General features: G+C 58.7%; 8 protein-coding genes and 1 pseudogene. All 9 read left to right on the top strand.

The features are described 5' to 3' along the window. Positions 1-1031 precede the first annotated feature (1031 nt). The 9 genes and pseudogenes from AC0L2A_RS27045 (at position 1032) to AC0L2A_RS27005 (ending at position 11439) form a co-directional block, all read left to right on the top strand. Positions 1032-1622, top strand: a complete 591-nt coding sequence (locus AC0L2A_RS27045) for a transporter substrate-binding domain-containing protein (protein ID WP_473611411.1) — start codon at positions 1032-1034, stop codon at positions 1620-1622. A 229-nt stretch (positions 1623-1851) separates the two neighbouring features. After that, positions 1852-2703 carry an alpha/beta fold hydrolase gene (locus AC0L2A_RS27040; protein WP_473611409.1) on the top strand — a complete coding sequence of 284 codons (852 nt, stop codon included), beginning with the start codon at positions 1852-1854 and terminating at the stop codon, positions 2701-2703. A gap of 522 nt (positions 2704-3225) precedes the next feature. Beyond that, complete coding sequence (gene ehuB, locus AC0L2A_RS27035) at positions 3226-4098, top strand: ectoine/hydroxyectoine ABC transporter substrate-binding protein EhuB (protein ID WP_473611408.1); 873 nt, start codon at positions 3226-3228, stop codon at positions 4096-4098. A 59-nt stretch (positions 4099-4157) separates the two neighbouring features. Next, complete coding sequence (ehuC, locus tag AC0L2A_RS27030) at positions 4158-4829, top strand: ectoine/hydroxyectoine ABC transporter permease subunit EhuC (RefSeq protein WP_473611407.1); 672 nt, start codon at positions 4158-4160, stop codon at positions 4827-4829. Next, entirely contained in the window at positions 4826-5494 is a 669-nt protein-coding gene (gene ehuD, locus AC0L2A_RS27025) for an ectoine/hydroxyectoine ABC transporter permease subunit EhuD (protein WP_473611405.1), read from the top strand. The genes ehuC and ehuD overlap by 4 nt, the downstream gene beginning before the upstream one ends. 119 nt (positions 5495-5613) lie before the next feature. Further along, entirely contained in the window at positions 5614-6390 is a 777-nt protein-coding gene (gene ehuA / locus AC0L2A_RS27020; protein WP_473611417.1) for an ectoine/hydroxyectoine ABC transporter ATP-binding protein EhuA, read from the top strand. A 226-nt stretch (positions 6391-6616) separates the two neighbouring features. Next, positions 6617-7576, top strand: coding sequence for a lipoyl synthase (lipA, locus tag AC0L2A_RS27015; protein ID WP_473611404.1), 960 nt, complete (start codon positions 6617-6619; stop codon positions 7574-7576). Positions 7577-7690: 114 nt separating this feature from the next. Beyond that, positions 7691-8453, top strand: a pseudogene (locus tag AC0L2A_RS27010) (IS5 family transposase). A 2011-nt stretch (positions 8454-10464) separates the two neighbouring features. Beyond that, positions 10465-11439, top strand: coding sequence for a thiamine pyrophosphate-dependent dehydrogenase E1 component subunit alpha (locus AC0L2A_RS27005; protein ID WP_473611403.1), 975 nt, complete (start codon positions 10465-10467; stop codon positions 11437-11439). Positions 11440-11444: the final 5 nt, after the last annotated feature.

Genomic DNA, 11444 nt, shown 5'->3' with positions numbered 1-11444 from the left:
CATGCCATTTTGCCCTCGGGCGAACACAAACATTCCGACGATTATGGTGGCTGAAAAATTGGCCGACACAGTCTTGAGAGAAGACAGACGGAGCTAGGGCAGAGCCCTGCCGGTTCTCCGATTGGGTTTCAAGATTGCGCAATCTTTCCCCGACCGCCGACGTCACAGTGGCGGCAAGCATTAGCGCCCGAATGGGCGACGTTCGACCCCTGAGCGATCCGCAGATGCTCGCCCGGCGCGGTGTCGAAACCGTATGGGCGCTGGGGCGTGTACGAGCAGGTCGCCGCCGGTCGCGGTTCACAAATCCAGCCCGTGATGCCGCCGGGTGAACTCCCCATTAGCTTTGGCGATGCCGAGACGGCTGGTTCTATGGCCCCGCACGCTCCGACCGCCCAGCTCGCGCTGTTCTCAGGAGCTATGCCGGAGTTGGTGCCACCTCTACTGGCCCATGCCGCGACGACTTGCACGAGTCATGGGGGAACTAAGCGCATGAGGGAAATCTGCGCACCACTAGTAACAACGCCGAATTTATGCGTGCAAAGCAGAATTCTCGCACAAAGCGCGCCAACTGTGCTGCTACCTTCATGAGGCTAGTGCCAAGGAGGATGGAGCGTACCTAGGGTACTGAGGTGCGGCTCTACAGCCCGCATTACGATGGGAACCGCCGGACAAGCTCAACAAATAGTGCATGGCCATTTCCCGGTGCGTATTGGGAGGCCATCGGCGAAACGGAAACGGAGGACTAACCAATGAACAAGTGGCAAGCCGAACACAACTTTAAATCTGCAATCTTGAAGGGGATGGCTGCACTCGGCCTAGCGGCGATGACAATATCTTGCTTTGCGGGTTCGGTCTCGGCGCAGTCGCTGCTCGATAGATCAAGATGGAGGGACGATCCGTCTTGGCTTCGCCGGTGACCCTCCGTCGGCCTATCCTGGCGAGAACAACGCGCCGCTCGGCTTCGTCAACGCCATGACCCTCGACATCCTTAAGAAGCTCGGCACGACCAAGGTCGAACCAACCGTGACGGAATGGGGCTCCTCATTCCTGGCCTGCAGGCGGGCCGCTTCGACATCATCACAGGCGGGATGTACATTCTGCCGGAGCGCTGCCGCAATGTGGTGTTCACCGAGCCGCTTGCTAAGTTTACCGAAGCCCTGCTCGTGCCGAATGGCAATCCCAAAGACCTGCACTCCTTTGACGATATTCGTGACAAGGGCCTGACGCTGGTCACCACCGCCGGTTCCGACACGGTCACGAACGCCAAAGACGCGGGCATTCCGGAGGATCGTGTCATGCAGGTCGCCGGTCAGGCCGAATTCTTGCAGGCAGTGAAGGTCGGCCGCGCGGCGGCGGGGTCGCTAAACTACTTCACGGTAAAGGAGCTCGCTGACAAGGACGACAGCGTTGAAATGGCAGATCCGTTCACCCCGCCGGCTGGGAAGGCCGGCTACCCAAGTCTCGCCTTCCTGCCCAATCAGCAGGCGGCGGTCGATGCCTTCAACGAGGTGTTGAATACTTATATCGGCTCCGACGAAATGATGCAGTCGGTCGGGAAATACGGCTACACCAAAATCAATCTGCCTGACGGCACCAAGACCGCCGACCTGTGCAAGGGCTGAAATCTTGCGGGGAATGCCACCCATGCACCTGAAAGGCTCCCGGCCGCAGTGGCCGGGAGACGACACAGCAAAGTGACAAGACGAGGCTCCGGGTGCCGATTTCCGGTATTCAGACGAGATAATTCGGCAACGTGGCATGTGAGGCTGCTACGCTCAGGAGTGAGCAATTGGCAGTTCATTTCGCATGTCGCAATGCCGACCTGATGCCCCTCCTTTTGCCGAGGAACTGATGATCACCGAGCATCGCGTATCGATTGATGGTATCGAGACATCGTACTGCGAGAACGGAGCCGGTAGGCCGATTGTTTTCCTGCATGGGGCGGGCTTCGGTGCAGAGGGTAAGAGTTCCTTTGTTCGGCAGCTGAACGGGCTATCCGATCAATTTACGGTGGTAGCGATTGATCATCTCCATTTTGGGGGAACGGATTATCCCGCTGACGGCAAATACATCAACCGGCTCGGTCGTGTGAACTATGTGATTAGCTTCCTCCAACAACTGGGTTTGAAGCAGATCACGCTAGTCGGCCATTCAGAAGGATCATTCGTCGCCGCGCGGGTCGCGATCGTGCGTCCCGATCTTGTTTCCAAGCTTGTCCTGCTGACCGCCAACTCCGTGTCGCCGGCGTTTGGAGATGACCGTGACGAAGCTTGGATGGAGGCCTGCCGGCAGGCTTACGACTGTTCCGGCCCGATGCCGAGCGAAGAGGAATACATCACCGCCCGGCGGAAAGGCTGCCGCGCCCACGGGCAGGATGTGGAAGGCGCCGAGCGAGAAGCCTATCGGCGGGCCGCGGCCCGGGGACAATGGGAGATCTGGCAGAGGTTGCCGGAAGACGAGACAAACCTGCATCGTTATGCACTGCTGCAGCAGAAGTATATCTTCCCCTACCTTGATCAGCTTCAGGCCCAGACGTTGATCATCTGGTCCAAGAACGACCCGACCGCGACGCCGGAGCAAGGGCTCAACCTGGCGAAGCTGATCAGGAATTCAGATTTCCATCTGCTCAATAATGCCGGCCATTCCGTCCAGGTTGATCGGAGCGAAGCCGTGAACAGACTCATCCGTCAATGGCATGAGTAATCAACTGTGACGGGAACAACAATGCTCGCGCCAGCGTTTCCGAGGCGCATCTCTCAGCGGCGTGTCGCATACGACGAATGTGTGCCCTGCCATAGAGACCATGGCCATAAGGGCATAGCCCAGGTGCTGGCGCCTGCCATCTCATCCAACCGGGCAGGGGAGGAGTTATGCCAGACGTGGTGTGCCTCAGCTGGCCATACCACAGCTCGCGATTGTTCACTTTCAGCTAACCACGGGGATGACGGAAATGTGCGCCTGAACCCCAAAATCGCCGAATTTCTGCGAATAACTTGCAATTCTCGCACAAAGCACCACAGCTGCGCTGCTACGCTCATGAAGCATGCACAAGTGGCGTAGCAAGGGATCGACTGGATGAATTTATACCTAGGATATTGAGGTGGGGGCCCTGCAGCTCACACGATGATGGGAACCGCCGGACTACAAGCTCAACAAATGATGCAACGGTCTTTTCCCGAGGCATATTGGGAGACCATCGGCGAAGCGAAAACGGAGGACTAACCAATGGTCAAGTGGAAACTCGACGAATGCTTTAAAACTGCAATCTTGAAGAGGATTGCCGCGCTCGGCCTAGCGGCGATGACAATCTCGTCCTTTGCCGGTTCGGCCTCGGCGGAGTCGCTGCTCGAGAAGATTAAGAATGGAGAAACGATCCGTCTTGGCTTCACCAATGAGCCTCCCAGTGCCTATCCTGGTGTGAACAACGAGCCGCTTGGCCTGGTCAATGTGATGACGCTGGACGTTCTGAAAAAGATGGGAACAACCAAAATCGAGCCGGTCGTAACCGATTGGGGTTCCCTTGTCCCAGGCCTCCAGGCTGGTCGCTTTGACATCATCACGGGCGGCATGTGGATTAAGCCGGAGCGGTGCCGCAACGTCCTGTTCAGCGAACCGATCGCATCGAGCAATGACTCGATGATCGTGCCAAAGGGCAATCCGGAAGCGCTGCATTCTCTCCAGGACGCTCAGAAGAAGGGACTTACCCTGGCCATCATGACGGGTACCACCGCAGTCGAGCAGGCGAAGAAATTAGGTTTCCCTGACGACAAGGTCATGCAGGTCGCCGGACCGCCCGAGGTCGTACAGGCTGTAAAGGCCGGCCGCGCCGCTGCCGGCTCGCTCTATAGTCTGAACGCGACGACTCTTGCCGAGCAGGATCCCAGCATTGAGGTGGCTGACCCGTATACCCCGCCGGGACCGAATGAACATCCCGCCATAGCCTTCCCGCTCAGCGAGCAGGCTGCGGTAGACGCGTTCAATGCTGTGCTGAAAGACTATATTGGCTCTGACGAAATGATGGCCTCGGTCGGCAAATATGGTTACACCAAACGCGATCTCCCGGATGGCAGCAAGACCGCTGATCTTTGCAAGGGCTGAAGCTATGCGTCTGACCGCTCCCCGGCCCTTGGCCGGGAGGCGGTCAGTGGGGAGGGCACATGAGTAAGGTCGATCTCAGCTTTATCTTTGCCGTGCTCACCAAGGGCGTCATGACTACGGTCATTGTCACTCTTGGCGCCTGCGTCGTAGCGATCATTCTTGGGCTTGTAGTGGGCCTAACCAGAGTCTCTCCCCATCGGCAGTTGCGCTGGTTCAGTATCGCCTACATCGAATTCTTCCGCGGGACGTCCATGCTGGTTCAGCTCTACTGGTGGTTCTTTGTATTGCCGATTTTCGGTATTTTCCTGTCGCCGTGGACTGTCGGAATTTTGGGGATCGGAATGAATGCCTCAGGGTACGCCGCCGAGTACGTCCGCGCCGCCATTCAGGCCGTTGATAGGGGCCAGTATGAGGCATCTACAGCGCTCAATTTTTCGCGGCTCACCATGATGCGGCGTATTATCCTGCCACAGGCGATGCGCGCCATGCTGCCGACCTGGGGTAACATGCTCATCGATGTGCTTAAGGGTAGCTCGCTCGTCTTCTTCATTACCATCACCGAATTTACCAGCGCCGCCAAGCAGGCGGCCGACGCAACAGGCGATTACATGCTGTTCTTCGCGGTCGCACTATTTGGTTATTACATCATCGCGCGCGCCCTCATCACTCCTTTCGTGCGCTGGCTGGAACGCCGCGTCTCGCGCGGTTTCGTTCGGGAGCAGATGGCTTGAAGATCTGGGATTGGTCTTACGTATGGGAGGCTTTCCCATATCTCTATCAGGGAGCGATCGTCACCATTGAGGCTACGCTGCTCGGGTTTGCGATCGCGCTGGTGTTGGGTCTTGTCTTCGCGATGATCCGCCAGTCGCCAAACCGCTACATCTCGACCACAATGGCGGAGATCGTGGAGTTTATCCGTTCAACGCCCTTGCTGCTGCAGTTGTTCTTTGTCTATTTCGTTGGTCCGCAGATCGGAATCTTCATTCCTGCCTGGACGGCGGGAATTGGCGTGCTCGGGATCCACTACGCAGCCTATTGTTCTGAAGTCTTCCGCGGCGGTATCGAGAATGTGGACGGCGGCCAGTGGGAGGCCTGTACGGCACTAAACCTTTCGCGAACGCGGACTTGGCGAACAATCATTCTTCCGCAGGCGATCCCGCCCATGGTGCCTGCTCTGGGCAATTATTTCATCGGCATGTTCAAGGACACGCCGGTCCTGGCGGCCATCTCGATTTTCGAGATGCTGCAGCAGGCGAAGAATTTCGGGGGAAACAACTATCGGTACATAGAAGCGATCACTATGTGCGGCTTCTTCTACTACGTGTTCAGCTTGGTTGCTTCCGCTATCGTGCAGTCGGTTCGCGTCTGGCTCAACCGCCGCTACCATCTGCAATAGGGAGGCCTTATACTATGAGCGAATTTGTGCTTCGCTTCGAGGACGATCTCACGAAGCGCCCTAGGGCATTAGCCAGGCGGGACGAGCTTGACCTTGATATCACGCGCAGCGAAAAAGTCATGAACGAACCCATGGTCCGCTTTGAGAACGTCACAAAGCGCTACGGCGCGTTGACGGTGCTGGACGAACTCAATCTCGAGATCGCGCGCAACGAGAAGGTGTCCATCATTGGTCCTTCCGGCTCGGGCAAGACTACCGTTCTGCGCATGCTGATGACGCTTGAGCACATCAACGGGGGGGTGATATGGGTCGATGGTGAACCGCTCACGCATATGCAGAAGAACGGCCAAATGGTGCCGGCGAGCGAGCGTCATCTCCGTCGCGTGCGCAGCAAGATCGGTATGGTGTTCCAGCACTTCAACCTGTTCCCGCATATGACCGCTCTGCAGAACTGCATGGAGGCGCCGATCTCCGTCCTTGGGCTCTCGAAGAAGGAGGCGGAGGCCCGAGCGGCAGAGCTGCTCGACTTGGTGGGCCTCGGGGAGAAGAAGAACCATTTCCCGATCCAGCTTTCCGGGGGCCAGAAGCAACGCGTGGCGATCGCTCGGGCGTTGGCCATGCGGCCCAAGGTGATGCTGTTTGACGAGGTGACATCGGCGCTCGACCCGGAACTGGTTGGAGAGGTGCTCAACGTCATCCGCAAGCTCGGCGCCGAATATGACCTAACGATGCTGATGGTCACGCACCAGATGGGCTTTGCCAAGGAGTTCTCCGATCGCGTGTGCTTCTTTTCTGGCGGTAAGATTGTCGAACAAGGCCCGCCCAGCCAGCTCTTGGGCAATCCGCAAAACGAGCGGACACGACAGTTTCTCAATGCGGTGCTGGAGGCGAGGTAAGTTCGCGGATTGTGCTGCTGGTCAAGTTGTCCCCATGGCGGCGATTACCCCACCGGAACTAGTCAGTTCGGAGAGGCTGCACCGGACTTCTGCTTTCCTCGGACGGTTTCGGGGACGGGTTAGCCTAGACTTCGCGCTTGCCGCCTAGATCAATCCAGGAAACTGCGTTCCTGATACTCTGACTAGTTGGCCGCGCGCCAAGGCACGCGGCGTCCACCGAGGCAAGATGGTTACTGTACTCGATAGAACGCTTCCGCGTCCGCGCCACCCCGAAAAGGCGCACCGGCCGGACCAGGAGGTGCTGCGCAAGCCGGCCTGGATCCGCGTCAAGGCGCCGGTGTCGAAGGGTTATGCCGAAACGCGCGAGATCGTGAAGTCGCACAAGCTGGTGACCGTCTGCGAGGAGGCGGGGTGCCCGAACATCGGCGAGTGCTGGGAAAAGAAGCACGCGACCTTCATGGTCATGGGCGAGATCTGCACCCGCGCCTGCGCCTTCTGCAACGTCTCGACGGGACGCCCGACCGCGCACGACCCGAACGAGCCGGACAGCGTCGCCAAGGCGGTGAAGCAGATGGGCCTCAGCCACGTCGTCATCACCTCGGTCGACCGCGACGACCTCGACGATGGCGGCGCGCAGCATTTCGCCGATGTCATCCACGCGATCCGCGCGGCCACGCCGCAGACGACGATCGAGATCCTGACGCCCGACTTCCTGCGCAAGGACGGGGCGCTGGAAATCGTCGTGGCGGCCAAGCCCGACGTGTTCAACCACAATCTCGAAACGGTGGCGTCGAACTACCTGACGGTGCGGCCCGGCGCGCGCTACTTCCATTCGATAAGGCTGCTGCAACGGGTCAAGGAACTCGACCCGGCGATCTTCACCAAATCCGGCATCATGGTGGGGCTGGGCGAGGAGTGGAACGAAATCCTGCAGCTGATGGACGATCTCCGCTCGGCCGATGTCGATTTCATGACGATTGGCCAATACCTCCAGCCGACCAAAAAGCACCACCCGGTGAAGAAATTCGTCACGCCGGACGAGTTCAAGTCCTACGAGACGATCGGCAAGTCGAAGGGCTTCCTGCTGGTGGCGTCGAGCCCGCTGACCCGCTCGTCGCACCATGCCGGAGACGATTTCGCAAAGCTTCGCGCCGCCCGCGAGGCGCAACTGATGAAATCGGGTTGACACCGGTCTTATGACCAAATTCGAAGCAACCCTATAACGCGGCTAGGGTCAGGACCTATTAATCCGGTTGAATTGATGGTGAGCGGCTGATTCATTGTTGGCGGAGGTGCCACGATGGATGATTTGCTGATGTTATCGCCGGAGCAGATGCGGCGGATCGAGCCGTGCTTCCCGCTGTCGCACGGCGTGCCTCGGGTAGATGATCGGCGGGTGCTCAGCGGGATCCTGTTCGTCATCCGCGATGGGTTGCGCTGGCGAGATGCTCCGGCCGGTTACGGGCCGCACAAACCGATCTACAACCGATTCATCCGCTGGAGCCGGATGGGCGTGTTCAACCGCATCCTGGCCGAACTGGCGGCTCGGGCCGGTGACCCGGACCAGTTGATGATCGATGCTACACACCTGAAGGCACATCGCACCGCCGCCAGCCTGCTCAAAAAGGGGCTCTACCCCGATGTATTGGACGCAGCCGAGGCGGCCTGACCAGCAAGCTACAGGTGGTCTGCCATGGCAAAGGTCGTCCACTGCTGCTGTACCTGACCGAAGGCCAGGCCAGGACCACAAAGCTGCCGCCGCGCTACTCGAGCACCTGCCGCCAGCCCGCCACCTGCTCGCCGACCGTGCCTATAGCTCGATCGGCTTCCGCGATGCCCTCGTCCAGCGCGGCATCACTCCGTGCATTCCGCCCCATGCAAAGCACCGCATCAAGCATAACTACGATCCGGTTCTCTACCGCCAACGCCACAAGATCGAGAACACCTTCGCCCGCCTCAAGGACTGGCGACGAATCCATACCCGATACGACCGCTGCGCTCACACCTTCCTGTCCGCTATCGCTTTCGCCGCCACATTCATCTTCTGGATCAATGAGTCCTGACCCTAGCTGACGCAACGCTTCACCTTGATCACGCGCAACACCCGGCGAGCAGGCGACAGGCTCGACGTTATGGAGATCATCTCTGCGCCGTGCAGTGCCACGAGCCGCTCACAGGTCGTCCGCCAGTTTCGAGCACACGTTCCGTGAAGGTCATGCGTATAACGCAGGTGGTCAGCGTCCGGCTGAGACGGGAAAACGCGACGGTTGTTGACGATGCCGCCGACGCTCAGGCCGCCAAAACGTGCTCGGCGATGCCGCGGCGCTCGAGAATGTGAACGGCGGCCAGTGGGAGGCCCTGCACGGCACTAAACCTTTCGCGACCGCGGACCTAGCGAACAATCATCCTGGCGCGGGCGGCCCGCCGCCCAGGCGTCGCCGATTGCGCGCCAACGCTTACAGCCCCAGTGAGGTGTAGGCCCAGTCCTTGCGGCCATCTCGATCTTCGTAGATGCCATCGTGCAGTCGGTAAACAACCGCCGCTACCATCTGCAAAAGCGGCCGACAGGACTATTTCCCCGCCATTGACCATAGCGATTAGGTTGCTTCGTGTGCACGCGTGTTCAATGAAAAACTAAGAAGGAGCCCATTTGGCTCCGGACACGCGCACCGGCTTTCATACGAGCTTGCGGATCTTCAGCACTAACGAGTTTGCACCCCGGTCATGCGCCTGTAGCAAAATAACGCCGATCTCCTGCGTATGGAAGGGACATTTCGCTAAAACTGCCCTCTTGACGCTGCTAGATTCATACACGGCACAGAGCAGCCTGCAACGCCGAACTGACGGCCAGTATTGCTAAGGAAACAATCCACAGCAGCTGCTTCCCAACTCAAGAAAGCTCCTTCCATGACAACTCAACCACAAAGAGCCCTCGGAATTTTAGGACTGGAGGTTGGGCTAGCGCCCGGTGAATTTCCGCCTCCACTTCCATACTCGGTTTTCAATCCAGCAACTTTCGACTTCCCAATAATCATAGAGACGGCGGCAGGAGCTTGGGCGGATAGGGTCATCCCTGGCGATCCTACGCTCGAACCGGCCTACATTGCAGCTGCCCAGCGGCTGATCGAGCGTGGCGCCGTCGCAATATGCGGAGACTGCGGCTTCAGTATCCGGCATCAGGCAGCGGTGGCCGCGGCGGCGAACGTTCCCGTGGCAATGTCGAGCCTACTACTGGTGCCTACGCTACTCCGGCAGCTTCCGGCCGAAGCAAAGCTCGCCGTTGTGGCTGCAGACTCGACACATTGCGGCGTAGATCTGCTGGGTATCGATGATCCAGCCGCACGCGCAAGAGTAGTGATCGGCGGCATCGAAGGCGGTGTGTTGTGGCGTAACGGGAAGACTCGGCCACCACAGCCGACTAGTGTCGCCGAGATTGAGTTAGATGTGGAGGCCTGTGTCGCGCGACTTCGCGCTGCACATCCCGAAATTGCGGCGCTCCTGTTTGAATGTACATTGTTCCCGATGGTCACGCCAGCAATCCGCCGTGTGACAGGACTGCCCATCTATGACACCGCAACGCTTTATCGGATGACGTTCGCGTCCGTCGCTTGACCGCTTAGAGGCAATCGAAACTACCCTAAACTAACCCGGTGAGGTCAGGTCTGGATGGCGCCCGTTTGGCAATGCATTTGATGATATAAGCGGCACGCAGCAGGTGAAGGTTATATCTGCGCCCTTTCAACGTGGCACTTCATGAGTGCTGGAATCTGGTTCTGTGGGGTGTCGCGTTTGGCCGGCACAACAGAATGTCACGGGCGGACTGCTGACCCGGCGACCCATGTCCAGTGCTGCTTCGCAGAGGAGCAACGTCATCGCAAGCGGGCCTGCGGGCTATAAGGGCTTCGCGACGCATTCCTGCGCCTTCGTGGTATTGAAGCCGATTATCAGCTTCTGGGGATAAAAATTTGCGGCAAATCGGCGTCGCACTTCGATAAGTTATGCGAGTGTCGGTATCGGAGCGATGTTTAGATCATGCTGTTGAATGGTGATCATAGATTAGAGGCTTATCGCCGGATGCTGCGCATCCGCCGATTCGAAGAAGAGGGTATGCGCCAAACCAAAGGCGGCAAGATCCCTGGTTCTTTCCATGCGAGCGTGGGCCAGGAAGCAGCTATCGTGGGGGCATGTCTCGCCCTTCGGGACGATGACGTCATGACCGGAACGCATCGTTCACACGGGCACCCGATCGGCAAGGGCGCGCATCTGGACGCGCTCATGGCCGAGCTGATGGGGAAGGAGGGCGGCATCTGCAAGGGACGCGGCGGTTCGATGCACCTTGCGGACAGGTCGGTAGGGATTATTAGCGAATCGGCCATCGTCGGAGGGGGCATTCCTCTCGCCACAGGCTGCGCGTTCAGCGCCAAGGTTAGAAGCGTAGACCAGGTTACTCTTTGCTTTTTCGGCGATGGAGCAGTGAACCAGGGCACCTTCCACGAGAGTCTCAACATGGCCTCACTGTGGAAACTTCCGGTCATCTATCTTTGCGAGAACAACGGCTATGCAATCGCCACATCGCTGGCTGAAAGCCACGGGCAGCCCGATATCGCGCTTCGCGCGACTGGCTATGGCATGCCGGGGGTGACGGTTGACGGGCAGGACGTGAACGCCGTCTATGAGGCTGCGGTACGGGCGGTGACGCGAGCGCGGGCCGGCGAGGGGCCGACTCTCATAGTCGCCAACACTTATCGTTTCGATGAGCACAACTTTGGGATGGTGGTTCCAGGGCAGCCTTATCGACCGGTTGAAGAAGTCGAGGCTCATAAGCGCGATCGGGATCCGGTCGTGCTTTATCGCACTGTGCTACTAGAACAAGGTGTGAATGAAAGTAGTCTGACAGCAATAGACGACGAAGTCGCTCAAGCCGTCCGGCAGGCTGTACAGTTTGCTCTAGCCAGCCCAATGCCTGGCCCGGAAACATTGGCAGACTACATGTTCAATTCTTCACTTGTAGGCCATAACAGCTTCGCGGCTAAGCTGGAGAGGAGCTAATCGAT

Source organism: Mesorhizobium sp. WSM4844 (genome assembly GCF_055811775.1).
Note: the sequence above shows the minus strand (reverse complement) of the source record. Positions and strands in the feature narration are given on the sequence as shown.